14 protein-coding genes and 1 tRNA gene are annotated in these 14,370 nt (G+C 72.9%); 12 read left to right on the top strand and 3 right to left on the bottom strand.

Annotated features, from left to right (window positions below; all coding sequences use genetic code 11):
* Nucleotides 1-121 precede the first annotated feature (121 nt).
* Both BMY40_RS21125 and BMY40_RS21120 read left to right on the top strand, forming a co-directional pair.
* Nucleotides 122-472: a hypothetical protein gene (locus BMY40_RS21125; protein WP_245770221.1), complete on the top strand. Its 351-nt coding sequence runs from the start codon at nucleotides 122-124 to the stop codon at nucleotides 470-472.
* Between the two features lie 265 nt (nucleotides 473-737).
* Nucleotides 738-1,088, top strand: coding sequence for a hypothetical protein (locus tag BMY40_RS21120; RefSeq protein ID WP_143071798.1), 351 nt, complete (start codon nucleotides 738-740; stop codon nucleotides 1,086-1,088).
* A 73-nt stretch (nucleotides 1,089-1,161) separates the two neighbouring features.
* On the opposite strand, the gene BMY40_RS21115 is transcribed toward BMY40_RS21120, so the two are convergent.
* From BMY40_RS21115 to BMY40_RS21105, 3 genes are all read right to left on the bottom strand, one after another.
* Nucleotides 1,162-1,575 (bottom strand): PIN domain-containing protein, encoded by a 414-nt coding sequence (locus BMY40_RS21115; RefSeq protein WP_093661975.1) that lies wholly within the window; start codon nucleotides 1,573-1,575, stop codon nucleotides 1,162-1,164.
* Complete coding sequence (locus BMY40_RS21110) at nucleotides 1,572-1,835, bottom strand: CopG family transcriptional regulator (protein ID WP_093661973.1); 264 nt, start codon at nucleotides 1,833-1,835, stop codon at nucleotides 1,572-1,574. The genes BMY40_RS21115 and BMY40_RS21110 overlap by 4 nt, the downstream gene beginning before the upstream one ends.
* Nucleotides 1,836-2,135: 300 nt before the next feature.
* Nucleotides 2,136-2,207: transfer RNA gene (locus BMY40_RS21105), tRNA-Arg, on the bottom strand.
* A 155-nt stretch (nucleotides 2,208-2,362) separates the two neighbouring features.
* Between BMY40_RS21105 and BMY40_RS21100 the strand changes: the two genes are divergently transcribed.
* From BMY40_RS21100 to prfA, 10 genes are all read left to right on the top strand, one after another.
* Nucleotides 2,363-2,788: a response regulator gene (locus BMY40_RS21100; RefSeq protein ID WP_177214088.1), complete on the top strand. Its 426-nt coding sequence runs from the start codon at nucleotides 2,363-2,365 to the stop codon at nucleotides 2,786-2,788.
* Nucleotides 2,789-2,915: 127 nt separating this feature from the next.
* Nucleotides 2,916-3,746: an arginine--tRNA ligase gene (locus BMY40_RS21095; RefSeq protein WP_093661971.1), complete on the top strand. Its 831-nt coding sequence runs from the start codon at nucleotides 2,916-2,918 to the stop codon at nucleotides 3,744-3,746.
* A gap of 19 nt (nucleotides 3,747-3,765) precedes the next feature.
* Nucleotides 3,766-5,157, top strand: a complete 1,392-nt coding sequence (gene lysA, locus BMY40_RS21090) for a diaminopimelate decarboxylase (RefSeq protein ID WP_093661969.1) — start codon at nucleotides 3,766-3,768, stop codon at nucleotides 5,155-5,157.
* Between the two features lie 207 nt (nucleotides 5,158-5,364).
* Nucleotides 5,365-6,666, top strand: coding sequence for a homoserine dehydrogenase (locus BMY40_RS21085; protein WP_093661967.1), 1,302 nt, complete (start codon nucleotides 5,365-5,367; stop codon nucleotides 6,664-6,666).
* 47 nt (nucleotides 6,667-6,713) lie between these two features.
* Nucleotides 6,714-7,793, top strand: coding sequence for a threonine synthase (thrC, locus tag BMY40_RS21080; RefSeq protein WP_093661965.1), 1,080 nt, complete (start codon nucleotides 6,714-6,716; stop codon nucleotides 7,791-7,793).
* 348 nt (nucleotides 7,794-8,141) lie between these two features.
* Nucleotides 8,142-9,068 (top strand): homoserine kinase, encoded by a 927-nt coding sequence (thrB, locus tag BMY40_RS21075; RefSeq protein ID WP_093661963.1) that lies wholly within the window; start codon nucleotides 8,142-8,144, stop codon nucleotides 9,066-9,068.
* Nucleotides 9,069-9,461: 393 nt separating this feature from the next.
* A complete protein-coding gene (rho, locus tag BMY40_RS21070) occupies nucleotides 9,462-11,393 on the top strand; it encodes a transcription termination factor Rho (protein WP_093661961.1) in 1,932 nt (643 codons plus the stop codon).
* A 310-nt stretch (nucleotides 11,394-11,703) separates the two neighbouring features.
* On the top strand, nucleotides 11,704-12,819 hold the full coding sequence (locus tag BMY40_RS21065) for an LCP family protein (RefSeq protein WP_093661959.1): 1,116 nt from the start codon (nucleotides 11,704-11,706) through the stop codon (nucleotides 12,817-12,819).
* 153 nt (nucleotides 12,820-12,972) lie between these two features.
* A complete protein-coding gene (gene rpmE, locus BMY40_RS21060) occupies nucleotides 12,973-13,200 on the top strand; it encodes a 50S ribosomal protein L31 (protein ID WP_093661957.1) in 228 nt (75 codons plus the stop codon).
* Nucleotides 13,201-13,295: 95 nt separating this feature from the next.
* Nucleotides 13,296-14,366 carry a peptide chain release factor 1 gene (prfA, locus tag BMY40_RS21055; RefSeq protein WP_093661955.1) on the top strand — a complete coding sequence of 357 codons (1,071 nt, stop codon included), beginning with the start codon at nucleotides 13,296-13,298 and terminating at the stop codon, nucleotides 14,364-14,366.
* The last annotated feature ends 4 nt before the right edge of the window (nucleotides 14,367-14,370 follow it).

The raw sequence follows: 14,370 nt of genomic DNA, 5'->3' as shown, positions 1-14,370 counted from the left end.
CGTCGAGGTCGCGGCCCCGCCGGGCCGGGCCGATTCCAGCGGGAACCTTCCCACCGCCGGCCCGAGTTGAACGACCCCGCGCGACCGCGTGCCCGCCGGAGGCGGATGGCATCCTTGCCCGGTGCCGATCGACGGATACGACGACGACCCGCTCGTCCCGGGGCGCGCCTCCCCACACCCCCGGAGGATCATGGACCTGCTCGCGGTGCTCGACGGGGCCGTGGCCGCCCTCAAGGCCCCTCTGGGCCGGGTGGACACGGAACAGGGCTGGACCGACGACCTCCGCCGTGAGATCCAGGAGGAGATCTCGGTCAGCCGCTCGGTGCTGCGGCGGCACGGCCCGGGCATGGTCCGGCACTTGCGCCCCCGCCTGGACGAGTGGATGGCGCGGGAGGGCGTACGGCCGGGGCGTCTGCGCGATGCGGTGCTGGAGGCGCAGCGGCTGATCACCGAAGCCCGCGACGCTGTCTGAAGACCCATCCGCAGCAGCGCGCCGCGTTGGCGGGCAGGTGGGCCCCGACGAGGTTGCCGAGTCACCGGACGAAGAAGACAGCCGGCCCGGGAGGTATTCGGTGGCTCGGGTGGCCGAGGGGGGTGACGATGAGCCGGTGATGGTCTTCCGCTGTGTGAAGTGCCGGGCAGAGGTGACGCGCCCGGTCCGTGAGGTGCCTCTTCCGGATCCCGACGATGCCCGGGCCCCGTACGAGATGGAGGACGGGGAGGAGTGCCCGCCGCGTATGGCGCCGGGAACGTTCGCCGTGGACCCCGAGCCCGCGGGGGCGCCGTGGGTGGAGTCGCCGGACGAGGACGGGGGCAGGGTCCTGCTTCCGGGCGGCCCGCGGAACAGCATCGTCCTCTCCCCGGCGGACGTCCGGGGTCTGCGGCCGATCCACGGCAAGGGGCGGCGCAACGGCTGCTGCGGCCCCGACGGCCATGACGGGCCCAACCTGGCCTGCGCCGACTGCGGCGCGGAGATCGCCACCGAGTCCGGCGACTGCTGGACCTTCCAGCAGGTGGTCCTCGTCCCCACCGCCGTCGAGCCGACCGGGGCGCAGCCCGCCCGATCGCTGGGCCGGAGGCTCGGCTGACGCGCCGCCGGGTCCAGGGCCCCGCGTACGTCCCGCGATCCCGAAGTGCGCTGTCCACCCCGGCGCGCGGGCGTCAGACCTTGATGACGGTGACACGCGGTCCGCAGAGAGCGTCGAGATCCTCCGGGTCCGAGGTGAGCACGGTGACGGGCCCGGGGGCGGCGAGGGCGGTCGCGCCGAGCATGGCGTCGATGGCGTACTTGTGGCCGTGCAGACCGGCATCGGCGAGGAGGGCGGCGGCGTGGCGGGCGATCGGCTCGGTGACCGGTTCGACGACGAGACGGGAGAGGGTCCACTCCAAGGCGGGGCGGTTGATGCGGGGGTGCACCACTTCCACCAGAGTGGCCGCGGACGTGATCACACGCAGGTCGTCGGCGCGGGCGAGGGCGAGCCAGGCGGTGACCGCGCGATCGCGCAGTACGGCCTTGGCCAGCCCCTCACTGTCGAGGACGAGCGTGCCGCCCGGGGTGGCCGGAGAATGTGTCACGCCGCGCTCGCCCCGTCGCCGCTCTGCTGTCGGCGCGCCTGCTGGAGCTGGTCGCGCAGGGCCTGGATCTCGTCCTCGGTGACGGGTCCGTGTTCGGCCTCGGCGACCTGGATGAGTTCGTTGAGGTTGTCGCGCTCGATCTGGCGGGCCACGGCGGCGGCGACATAGGAGGAGAGACCGGAGGGGCCGCTGCGGGCGCGGGCGGCCTCGGCGATGTCCCGGGGCATCGTGATCGAGTACTTCTGAGTAGGCTCGCTCATACTCTTCATGCTACTCCGGATGCCACCGGTCGTGGTTGCGGAGGGAAGCCGTGGGCGAGGGCAGTTGAGTCGCCTCTTCCTGGCCTCGACCACGGCTGTGTCACGAGGGTGGGAAAGAGTGCCGACCGTGCGGGGCGACCGGAACGCCCGCCGTGAACCCCGAACCCGTGGGGGCGCCATGGGTGCGGTCGCCGGACGAGGACGGAGGCAGGATCCTTGTCCCGGGCAGCCACACACACGACAACGCCCCGCATCCAGCGTTGTGGCTGGTGGCGGGGCGTTTCGGCACCTTCTTCAAGGTGCCCCCGGCAGGATTCGAACCTGCGCACACGGCTCCGGAGGCCGTTGCTCTATCCCCTGAGCTACGGGGGCCTGTCGGCGGCGGTCGGTTGATCGCGGCGACGGGTAGAACACTACCAGCTTCCCGGGGGTGGATCGGACAGGGTTTGCCGGTGCCGGGCGGGCGGAAAAGGGCGAAAGCCGGACGCAGGCGGAGGTGTGGGCCTAGTCTCTGGGGTGTGCCTGGCGTGTCCGGCCGGGTCCTTGTGGTGGACGACAGCAAGGTCATCCGGCAGCTGATCAGGGTCAACCTCGAACTCGAAGGCTTCGAGGTCGTGACCGCGGCCGATGGTGCCGAGTGCCTGGAGATCGTGGAGCGGGTGCGGCCCGATGTGATCACGCTCGATGTGGCCATGCCCCGGCTCGACGGCCTGCGGACCGCCGAGCGGCTGCGCGCCGACGAGCGGACGCGCGGCATCCCCCTGGCGATCGTCAGCGCCTGTACGCGGTCGGAGCTGAGGAGCGAGCAGGTGCGGGCGGCGGCGGTGGACGCGTTCGTGGCCAAGCCGTTCGAGCCGGTGGAGCTGGTGCGGACGGTGCGGCGGCTGGCCGCCGGCGGGCGCGGTGACGGCGGGACGTGCGGGACTGAGCCCGCCGTACGGCAGCCGGGGTGACACGGCAGCCGGGGTGAGCGGGATGAGCCCCGCGGGACGGGGCGGTGGGCACGGGCCGGTGTGAGGTGCGTGTCATCCTTCGGAACGCGTTCGCGCACCTCCACCCCCTCTCCCATACCCTTGACGCGTGACTCCCGCCCAGCTCTCGCGCACCGTGCTGCGCACCGTGCGCCGCGCGGCCGGCGACGGCGCGCTGGGCGAGCTGTCCCCGGGCGCGCTGGAGGCGCTGGACGGGCTGCCGGAGCGGATCACCGTGGGGCGCCCGCCGCGGCCTGGCTGCGGGGACTACGCCACCAACGCCGCACTGCGGCTGGCCGCCGTCACCGGGCGGCCCGCGCGGGGCGTCGCCGAGATCCTGCGGGAGAGGCTGGCGCGCGAGGAGGGCATCGCCGAGGTGGCGGTCGCCGGTCCCGGCTTCCTCAACATCACCGTGGCGGGCGGGGCCCGCGCGGAACTGGTGGGGGCCCTCGCGGCGGGGGACGGGGAGTCCCCGGTGGCGGAGCGCACCGACCCCGCCCGCGACGTCCGCAACTGGGCCGCCGCGACCGGTGAGGAGCCCGGCCCCGGGCTGCTGGAGCAGCGCGAGTCCAACCCCCTCTTCCTCGTCCAGTACGCCCACGCCCGCTCCCGGGCGCTGCTGCGCGGCGCGCGTGCCCTGGGCTTCGGCCCCGAGGCGGGGGCCGGCGGGTACGCCTACGACGCGCCGCGCGAGGCGGACCTGCTGGGTGCGCTGGCCGAGTACGAGCGGATCGCCGCGCTGGGCGACCCCGGCCGGCTCGCCCGCCACCTGGGAACGGTCGCCGACGGCCTCCTCGGCATACACGGGTCCGTGCTGCCCGCCGGAGAGCGGAAACCCCTGGCCGCCCACCGGGCCCGGCTGGCCCTCGCCCAGGCCGCCGGGACGGTGCTGGCCGGCGGCCTGTCCCGACTGGGCGTCACCGCACCCGTACATCTGTGATGGAGATCACGAAGCGATCATGAGCCGTTCCGCACACCCCGCCGGGCCCCGCCACGCCGACGTCCTGCCCGAGGGCCACTACACCCCGCCGCCCGCCGACCTCAACGCCCTCGACCCGCGCGTGTGGGCCCGTACCGTCGCCCGCGACGAGCGGGGGGTGACCACCGTCGGCGGGCTGGACGTCGTCGCGCTGGCCGAGGAGTTCGGCACCCCGGCCTACGTCCTGGACGAGGACGACTTCCGGGCCCGCTGCCGCGCCTGGCGCGAGGCCTTCGGCGACGAGGCCGACGTGTTCTACGCCGGGAAGGCGTTCCTGTGCCGCGCGGTGGTGCGCTGGCTGACCGAGGAGGGCCTCAACCTCGACGTCTGCTCCGGCGGCGAGCTGGCCACCGCGCTGGCCGGCGGGATGCCCGCCGAGCGCATCGCACTGCACGGCAACAACAAGTCCACCGCCGAGATCGAGCGGGCCGTGGAGGCCGGGGTCGGCCGGATCGTGCTGGACTCCTTCCAGGAGATCGCCCGCGTCGCGCACATCGCCGAGCGGCTCGGCAGGCGCCAGCGGGTGCAGATCCGGGTGACGGTGGGCGTGGAGGCGCACACCCACGAGTTCATCGCCACCGCCCACGAGGACCAGAAGTTCGGGCTCGCGCTCGCCGACGGTCAGGCCGCCGAGGCGGTGCGGCGGGTGCTGAAGCTGGACAGCCTGGAGCTGGTGGGCATCCACTCCCACATCGGCTCGCAGATCTTCGACATGGCCGGCTTCGAGGTCGCCGCGCGCCGCGTGGTGCAGCTGCTGACCGAGGTCCGCGACGAGCACGGCGTGGAGCTGCCCGAGATCGACCTCGGCGGCGGTCTGGGCATCGCCTACACCCCCGACGACGACCCGCGCGAGCCCCACGAGATCGCCAAGTCGCTGCACGAGATCGTCGCCCACGAGTGCCGGGCCGCCGGGCTGGCCGTGCCGCGGCTGTCGGTGGAGCCGGGGCGGGCCATCGCCGGCCCGACGACCTTCACCCTCTACGAGGTCGGCACCGTCAAGGAGCTGCAGGGCCTGCGCACCTACGTCAGCGTGGACGGCGGCATGTCCGACAACATCCGCACCGCGCTGTACGACGCCGAGTACTCCGTGGCGCTGGTCTCCCGCACCTCCGACGCCGCGCCGATGCTCTCGCGCGTGGTCGGCAAGCACTGCGAGAGCGGCGACATCGTGGTGCGCGACGCCTTCCTCCCGGCCGACCTGGCCCCCGGTGACCTGCTCGCCGTCCCGGCCACCGGCGCGTACTGCCGGTCCATGGCGAGCAACTACAACCACTCCCTGCGGCCGCCGGTGGTGGCGGTCTCGGGCGGGAGGGCCAGGGTGATCGTGCGGCGCGAGACGGAGGAGGACCTGCTCGGCCTGGACGTCGGCTGAGGCCGGCCGACGCAGGTCGGCACCGCCCGGCGCCGGCTGATGCCGGGCGGTACCGGACGGCCGGACGGAGACCGGCCGTCCGGACGGCGGCCCCGACCGGGCCGTCTCAAAAGGAGAGGACGACGTCTCGCATGCTGGATGTGGCGGGGGATCCGGCCACCCGTGCGTGAGACTTGAGTCCACAGGACTGTGAAGAAGCGAGGTCTGATGATGCGTACGCGTCCGCTGAAGGTGGCGCTGCTGGGCTGTGGGGTCGTCGGCTCAGAGGTGGCGCGCATCATGACGACGCACGCGGAGGACCTCGCCGCCCGGATCGGGGCCCCGGTCGAACTGGCCGGGGTCGCCGTCCGCCGCCCCGGAAGGGTCCGCGAGGGCATAGCGCCCGAGCTGGTCACCACCGACGCCGCCGCCCTGGCCGCCCGCGAGGACATCGACGTGGTCGTCGAGGTCATCGGCGGCATCGAGCCGGCCCGCACCCTGATCAACACCGCCTTCGAGCACGGCGCCAGTGTCGTCACCGCCAACAAGGCGCTGCTGGCCGAGGACGGCTCGGCCCTCCACGAGGCCGCCGAGAAACACGGGGTGGACCTCTACTACGAGGCCGCCGCCGCGGCCGCGATCCCGCTGGTGCGCCCGCTGCGCGAGTCCCTGGCCGGCGACAAGGTCAACCGCGTCCTGGGCATCGTCAACGGCACCACCAACTTCATCCTCGACCGGATGGACTCCACCGGCGCCGGGTACTCCGAGGCGCTGGACGAGGCCACCGCCCTGGGGTACGCCGAGGCCGACCCGACCGCCGACGTCGAGGGCTTCGACGCCGCCGCCAAGGCCGCGATCCTGGCCGGCATCGCCTTCCACACCCGCGTCCGCCTGGACGACGTGCACCGCGAGGGGCTGACCGAGGTCACCGCCGCCGACATCGCCTCCGCGCGGCGCATGGGCTGCACGGTCAAGCTGCTGGCCATCTGCGAGCGCGCCGCCGACGGGCGGTCGGTCACTGCCCGCGTCCACCCGGCGATGATCCCGCTGACCCACCCGCTCGCCTCCGTCCGCGAGGCGTACAACGCGGTCTTCGTCGAGGCGGAGGCCGCCGGTCAGCTGATGTTCTACGGGCCCGGCGCGGGGGGCGCGCCCACCGCCTCGGCGGTGCTGGGCGATCTGGTCGCCGTCTGCCGCAACAGGCTCGCCGGAGCCCGCGGGCCGGGGGAGTCCGCCTACGCCCAGCTCCCGGTGAGCCCGATGGGCGAGGTGGTCACCCGCTACCACATCAGCCTGGACGTCGCCGACAAACCGGGCGTCCTCGCCCAGTGCGCCACCGTCTTCGCCGAGCACGGGGTCTCCATCGACACCGTGCGCCAGCAGGGCATGGACGGCCCCGGCGACGGCGCGTCGCTGGTCGTCGTCACCCACCGTGCCTCCGACGCGGCCCTGTCGGCGACCGTCGAGGCGCTGCGCAGACTGGACACCGTACGGGGTGTCGCGAGCACCATGCGGGTCGAAGGGGAATGAGAGAGATGACCGCCACCACCGCCAGTCCTGGCACCAGTACTCCTCGAATGTCCGGCACCCACCAGTGGCGGGGCATCATCGAGGAGTACCGAGACCGGCTTCCGGTCACCGACGACACCCCCGTCGTCACCCTGCGCGAGGGCGGTACTCCGCTCGTGCCCGCACAGGTGCTCTCCGAGCGCACCGGCTGCGAGGTCCACCTCAAGGTCGAGGGCGCCAACCCCACCGGATCCTTCAAGGACCGCGGGATGACGATGGCCATCAGCCGTGCGAAGGAGGAGGGCGCGAAGGCCGTCATCTGCGCCTCCACCGGCAACACCTCGGCCTCGGCCGCCGCCTACGCGGTGCGCGCGGGGATGGTCTGCGCGGTGCTGGTGCCGCAGGGCAAGATCGCGATGGGCAAGATGGGCCAGGCGCTGGTGCACGGCGCCCGCATCCTCCAGGTCGACGGCAACTTCGACGACTGCCTCACCCTGGCGCGCGGACTGTCGGACAACTACCCGGTGTCGCTGGTCAACTCGGTCAACCCGGTGCGGATCGAGGGGCAGAAGACCGCCGCGTTCGAGGTCGTCGACATGCTCGGCGACGCCCCCGACATCCATGTCCTGCCGGTCGGCAACGCGGGCAACATCACCGCCTACTGGAGGGGCTACCGGGAGTACGCCGCGCCCGGCCCCGACGGCGGGGTCCACGCCTCCCGCACACCGCGGATGTGGGGCTTCCAGGCCTCCGGCTCGGCGCCCATCGTGCGGGGCGAGCCGGTCAAGGACCCGCGCACCATCGCCACCGCCATCCGCATCGGCAACCCGGCCTCCTGGGAGTACGCGGAGGCGGCCCGCGACGAGTCCGGCGGACTCATCGACGAGGTGACCGACCGTCAGATCCTGTCCGCCTACCGGCTGCTGGCCGCGCAGGAGGGCGTCTTCGTCGAGCCGGCCTCGGCCGCCTCGGTCGCCGGCCTGCTCAAGGCGGCCGAGCAGGGGAAGGTCGACCCCGGCCAGCGGATCGTCTGCACCGTCACGGGCAACGGGCTGAAGGACCCGGACTGGGCCGTGCAGGGCGCTCCCCAGCCGACCGTCGTCCCCGTCGACGCGGACACCGCGGCCGAGCGCCTCGGCCTGGTGTGAGGACGCGGGACGTGTGACGCCCCCCGTGCCGGGCGCGGCCCCTGGTGGGCACGCACCCGGCACGGGGGCGCACCGGCAGCGCGCGACACGCATCGTGCGCCTCCCGTACGCCCTGTACCGCCACCGAACCGTCCTTCGATAGGGTGGGACTACGTCCCGACCTGTCACACGGCATGTGCCAGAGGTCAGTGGACCGGTCCGGCTCCCAGCCGCGGTTCCCCAAGACGTCGCGCAGCGCGTCCGCGACCCGCACCGGACCGGCGTCCGCCCGCACATCCGACCGAGCATCCGAGCAGCACAGTCCCCGCAGTCCCCCAGGACAGTCACACCAAGGAGAGTCAACGAGCGATGGCCGGTCCCGCGTTCCGCGCCGCCGCCGTCCGGGTGCGCACCCCCGCCACCAGCGCAAACCTCGGCCCCGGCTTCGACGCCCTCGGTCTGGCCCTCGGCCTGTACGACGACGTCGTGGTCCGCGTCGCCGACTCCGGACTGCACATCGACATCGCCGGCGAGGGCGCCGACACCCTGCCCCGCGACGAGAGCCACCTGCTCGTACGCTCCCTGCGCACGGCCTTCGACCTGCTGGGCGGCCAGCCGCGCGGCCTGGAGGTCGTCTGCGCCAACCGCATCCCGCACGGCCGCGGCCTGGGCTCCTCCTCGGCGGCCATCTGCGCGGGCGTCATCGCCGCCCGCGCGGTGACCACCGGCGGCGCCGAGAAACTCGACGACACCGCCCTGCTGGAGCTGGCCACGGAGATAGAGGGGCACCCCGACAACGTGGCCGCCTGCCTGCTCGGCGGCTTCACCCTCGCCTGGACCGACGGCGGCGCCGCGCGGGCGATCAGGATGGACCCGGACCCCACCGTCGTCCCGGTGGTCTTCGTCCCCGACCGGCCGGTGCTCACCGAGACCGCCCGCGGACTGCTGCCCCGCACCGTCCCGCACGTGGACGCCGCCGCGAACGCGGGCCGCGCCGCCCTGCTCGTCGAGGCGCTGACCCGCCGCCCCGAACTCCTGCTTCCCGCCACCGAGGACCGGCTCCACCAGGAGTACCGCGCCCCCGCGATGGAGGAGAGCGTGGAGCTGGTGCACCGGCTGCGCGCCGACGGGGTGCCCGCCGTCATCTCGGGCGCCGGGCCCACGGTCCTGGCGCTGGCGCAGGAGGCCACGGCCGACAAGGTCGCGCGACTGGCGGGCGACGGATGGGCGGCCAACCGGCTGTCCCTCGACACGGCGGGAGCCGGTGTGCTGCCGCTGGCCGGCACGGGCCGGTGACACGAATGCGGGCCTCGGAGAGGGGGAATGTTTGTTGGGTCCGGTAGTGTTAACCTCAAGTCTGCACTCGCAGCCTCCTGGGACGACCCGAGGGCGGTGCGGTGCTCTCCGTGATCCCATGGGTACAGTCCCATAAGGGACCACTCCTTCTTCCGGGAGCCTCCAGAACTGCCTGAGCAGCCTGCCGAGCAGTGTCGAGCTCGCTCCGGAACGGCGTGATTGACGCACGTCATCCCCTCACGCCACACCGTGTATTGACTATGTACTGATTCCTCCGCCGTACATCCGGGCGGAACCACCGCCCCGGCCCGGTCGAGACGAAGACCGCAGCCGGACAGCACAACCGGTCGCCGAGCCAGACAGGCCGACGCCCGCTCCAGGGAAGGACCCTTCGTGAGCGATACCACCGATCTGATGGGCGTGGACGCCGCCGAAGCCGCCGCGCCCGCCACGGACGCCCCTGCCGCGCCCGCATCCGGTACCGCCCCCAGGCGTCGCCGCTCCGGCACGGGCCTCGAGGGCATGGTTCTCGCCGAGCTGCAGCAAGTCGCCTCCGGTCTCGGTATCAAGGGCACGGCGCGGATGCGCAAGAGCCAGCTGATCGAGACGATCCGGGCCAAGCAGGCCGAGAACGGCTCGGGCTCCGCCCCCGCCGCCGCTGCCGAGGCCCCGGCCGCCCCCGCCGAGAGCAAGCCGCGCCGTCGCGCGACCTCCAAGGCGCGTACGGGCGAGAGCGCCGAGGGCGCCGGCGAGGCCGCTCAGCAGCAGATCGACATCCCCGGCCAGCCCGTCAGCGACGAGCCCGCCGGTGAGCGCCGTCGCCGCGGTGGCAAGAGCGAGGGCAGGGGCGCCGAGGCCCCGGCCGCCGCCGAGACCGCCGAGGACAGGCCCGCCGAGGGCAGGGGCGACGGCGGCAAGCAGGACAAGCAGCAGGACAAGGGCGGCGACCGTCAGGGCAAGGGCCGCCAGCGCGACCGCGACCGCCGCAAGGACGGCGGCCAGCAGCAGGGCCAGGACGGCGGCAACCGCCAGGGCCGCGGCGACAACCGCGGTGACCGCGACAACCGCGGTGACCGCGACGACGACTTCGAGGGCGGCCGCCGCGGGCGCCGGGGCCGCTACCGCGACCGCCGGGGCCGCCGGGGCCGCGACGACTTCGCCGCCGAGCCGCAGATCTCCGAGGACGACGTCCTGATCCCGGTCGCCGGAATCCTGGACATCCTCGACAACTACGCGTTCGTGCGCACCTCCGGCTACCTGCCCGGCCCGAACGACGTGTACGTCTCCCTGGCCCAGGTCCGCAAGAACGGCCTGCGCAAGGGCGACCACGTCACCGGCGCGGTCCGCCAGCCGCGCGAGGGCGAGCGGCGCGAGAAGTTCAACGCGCTGGTCCGCCTGGACTCGGTGAACGGCATGTCGCCCGAGAGCGGCAAGGGCCGGCCCGAGTTCGGCAAGCTCACCCCGCTGTACCCGCAGGAGCGGCTGCGGCTGGAGACCGAGCCGAACCACCTCACCTCGCGGATCATCGACCTGGTCTCGCCCATCGGCAAGGGGCAGCGCGGCCTGATCGTGGCCCCGCCGAAGGCGGGCAAGACCACGGTCCTGCAGTCGATCGCCAACTCCATCACCCGCAACAACCCCGAGTGCCACCTGATGGTCGTGCTCGTGGACGAGCGGCCGGAGGAGGTCACCGACATGCAGCGGTCGGTCAAGGGCGAGGTCATCTCCTCGACCTTCGACCGCCCCGCCGAGGACCACACCACCATCGCCGAGCTGGCCATCGAGCGGGCCAAGCGGCTGGTGGAGCTCGGCCACGACGTGGTGGTGCTGCTGGACAACATCACCCGCCTGGGCCGCGCGTACAACCTGGCCGCCCCCGCCTCGGGCCGCATCCTGTCCGGTGGTGTCGACTCCACCGCGCTCTACCCGCCGAAGAAGTTCTTCGGCGCCGCGCGGAACATCGAGGACGGCGGCTCCCTGACGATCCTGGCCGCCGCGCTGGTCGAGACCGGCTCGCGGATGGACGAGGTCATCTTCGAGGAGTTCAAGGGCACCGGCAACATGGAGCTCAAGCTCGACCGGAAGCTCGCCGACAAGCGGATCTTCCCGGCGGTGGACGTCGACGCGTCCGGCACCCGCAAGGAGGAGATCCTGATGGGCGCCGAGGAGCTGGGCATCGTCTGGAAGCTGCGGCGCGTCCTGCACGCGCTGGACCAGCAGCAGGCCATCGAGCTGCTGCTGGACAAGATGAAGCAGACGAAGTCGAACGCCGAGTTCCTGATGCAGATCCAGAAGACGACGCCGGCACCCGGCAACGGCGACTGACCTGCGCCGGCACGGCAGTACGGCACAGCACGGCGAGGGCCGCCCCACCGCACAACGGTGGGGCGGCCCTCGCCGTGTGCCACCGCGGTGCCGGGCACCGTGCCACCGGTCTGCCGCCGCGCCCGTCCGGCCCGCCCCGGGGGCGCGGAGTGATCAGGCCCGATGGGGGTACGTCGTCGCAAGTGGAGAGGGAAGCCCCTCGCCGACCGCCGTCCGTCCGGCCCGGCCCGGTCCGGCGGTTCCCACGGCGCCGGACGGCCCCGCGGCAGCCCCACACGGCAGGGGAGACGTACGGCAGACGAGGAACGACATGGCGGACGAGGACACCACCACCGGCGGCGGGGAGAGCGGTGGGCAGGAGCGCCGAAGCCCGCGCCCACGGCGGCGCAGGGGGCTGTACGCGGCCGTGTGGGCCACGGTCGGCGCCCTCGTGCTGGCCGGGGCCGGATTCGGGCTCGTCTACCTCAGGATCGACGGCAACATCGCCGGCGTCGACATCGACTCCGTCCTGGGCCCCGACCGGCCCGCGGACGTCCCCGACGGCACGCTGGACATCCTCCTGCTCGGCTCCGACAGCCGCTCCGGGGACAACTCCCGCTACGGCCGCGACGACGGCACCGCCCGCTCCGACACCGCGATGATCGTCCACGTCAACAAGGCCCACGACCGGGCGTCCGTCGTCTCCATCCCCCGCGACACCCTCGTCGAGCGGCCCGAGTGCGAGAAGACCGGCGGCGGCACGGCGCCCGCCGCCCGGCGCGCGATGTTCAACCAGGCGTACGAGATCGGCGGCCCCGCCTGCACCGTCAAGACGGTCGAGTCGATGACCGGCATCCGCATGGACCACTACGTGGAGCTCGACTTCACGGGTTTCAAGAAGGTGGTCGACGAACTGGGCGGGGTGGAGATCACCGTCACCGAGCCGATCGAGGACGACGACAGCCGGCTGAGCCTGGAGCCGGGGCGCCACACCCTGGACGGGGAGCAGGCCCTGGGCCTGGTCCGCACCCGCAAGGGCGTGGGCAACGGCAGCGACCTGGGCCGCATAAAGCTCCAGCACGCCTTCGTCGGGGCCTTCGCCGACCGGGTGAGGGAGGTCGGGGTGTTCTCCGACCCCAAGAAGACCTACGACCTCCTCGACACCGTCACCTCCCACCTCACCACCGACGCGGCCCTGGCGTCGGCCTCCGACCTGGCCGGCCTGGCCGGGGCCGTGAAGGACATCGGCTCCGAGGACATCGAGACGGTCACCCTGCCGGTGCGCTACTCCTACGCCGATCCCAACCGGGTGGTGCCGATCGGGGTGCAGACGGAGCGGGTCTGGGACGCGCTCAAGGCGGACCGGCCGATTCCCGACTCCGTCACCAAGGGATCCGCGGCCCAGGAGGCCGAGGAAGCCGAGGACGCCGTGGAAGCCGGGGAATAGCATCCGCCGCCACCTGGTTTTGGGAGGTGCGGCCAGTAATGGCAGACTGGTGCGTCGGTCCCGGTTCACGCGCAGGCAGACATCCCCGCAGCCCGCCCATCGGGCGCGAGGAGCCGGTGCGACCCGGAACCCTCCCGATACCTAGGAGAGACCTTGAAGCGCGACATCCACCCGGAGTACGTGGAGACCCAGGTCAGCTGCACCTGCGGAAACTCCTTCACCACCCGTAGCACCGTCACCGACGGCACCATCCGTGCCGACGTGTGCTCCGCGTGCCACCCGTTCTACACGGGCAAGCAGAAGATCCTCGACACCGGTGGCCGCGTGGCCCGCTTCGAGGCCCGCTTCGGCAAGAACGCCGGGTCGAGGAACAAGAAGTAGCGACCCCGAACGCCGGTCCTCGGCCGTCCCCCAGGGAGGGCCGGACCGGCGTTTTGCCGTCCCGGCAGCCCTCTCTCCACACGAAGGACTCAACGATGTTCGAGGCGGTCGAGGAACTGATCGGTGAGCACGCCGACCTCGAGAAGCGGCTCGCCGATCCCGCCGTCCACGCGGACCAGGCCAACGCCCGCAGACTGGGCAAGCGCTACGCCGAGCTGACCCCGATCGTGGGCGCCTACCACGACTGGAAGCGCACCGGCGACGACATCGCCACCGCCCGCGAGCTGGCCGCCGACGACCCGGACTTCGCCGCCGAGGTCAAGGAGCTGGAGGCCCGGCGCGAGGAGCTCACCGAGCGGCTGCGGCTGCTGCTCGTCCCGCGCGACCCCAGCGACGACAAGGACGTCATCCTGGAGATCAAGGCGGGCGAGGGCGGCGAGGAGTCCGCACTGTTCGCCGGCGACCTGCTGCGCATGTACCTGCGCTACGCCGAGCGGCAGGGCTGGAAGACCGAGGTCATCGAGGCCAACGAGTCCGACCTCGGCGGCTACAAGGACGTCCAGGTCGCGGTGAAGACCAAGAACAGCACCGAGCCCGGCCAGGGCGTGTGGGCCCGGCTGAAGTACGAGGGCGGCGTCCACCGCGTCCAGCGGGTGCCCGCCACCGAGTCCCAGGGCCGCATCCACACCTCCGCAGCGGGCGTCCTCGTCCTGCCCGAGGCCGAGGACGTCGACGTCGAGATCAACCCCGGCGACCTGCGGATCGACGTCTACCGCTCCTCCGGCCCCGGCGGCCAGTCCGTGAACACCACCGACTCCGCCGTACGCATCACCCACGTGCCCACCGGCATCGTCGTCTCCTGCCAGAACGAGAAGAGCCAGCTGCAGAACAAGGAGCAGGCGCTGCGCATCCTGCGCGCCCGCCTGCTGGCGGCGGCCCAGGAGGAGGCGGAGAGGGAGGCCTCCGACGCGCGCCGCAGCCAGGTGCGTACGGTGGACCGGTCGGAGCGGGTGCGCACCTACAACTTCCCGGAGAACCGGATCTCGGACCACCGGGTGGGCTTCAAGGCGTACAACCTGGACCAGGTGCTGGACGGCGACCTGGACGCGGTGATCCAGGCGTGCGTGGACGCCGACTCCGCGGCCAAGCTGGCCGCGGCTCAGTAACCGT

This window comes from Streptomyces radiopugnans (assembly GCF_900110735.1).
In the GTDB taxonomy this organism is placed as follows: Bacteria; Actinomycetota; Actinomycetes; order Streptomycetales; family Streptomycetaceae; genus Streptomyces; species Streptomyces radiopugnans.
This window is presented reverse-complemented; position numbering and strand designations above follow the sequence as displayed.

Coding starts and splice junctions, on each gene's coding strand:
- BMY40_RS21120 (WP_143071798.1), top strand. CDS start 738: ATGGCGCCGGGAACGTTCGCCGTGGACCCCGAGCCCGCGGGGGCGCCG.
- prfA (WP_093661955.1), top strand. CDS start 13,296: ATGTTCGAGGCGGTCGAGGAACTGATCGGTGAGCACGCCGACCTCGAG.
- lysA (WP_093661969.1), top strand. CDS start 3,766: ATGAGCCGTTCCGCACACCCCGCCGGGCCCCGCCACGCCGACGTCCTG.
- thrC (WP_093661965.1), top strand. CDS start 6,714: ATGTCCGGCACCCACCAGTGGCGGGGCATCATCGAGGAGTACCGAGAC.
- BMY40_RS21110 (WP_093661973.1), bottom strand. CDS start 1,835: ATGAGCGAGCCTACTCAGAAGTACTCGATCACGATGCCCCGGGACATC.
- thrB (WP_093661963.1), top strand. CDS start 8,142: ATGGCCGGTCCCGCGTTCCGCGCCGCCGCCGTCCGGGTGCGCACCCCC.
- BMY40_RS21065 (WP_093661959.1), top strand. CDS start 11,704: ATGGCGGACGAGGACACCACCACCGGCGGCGGGGAGAGCGGTGGGCAG.
- BMY40_RS21085 (WP_093661967.1), top strand. CDS start 5,365: ATGATGCGTACGCGTCCGCTGAAGGTGGCGCTGCTGGGCTGTGGGGTC.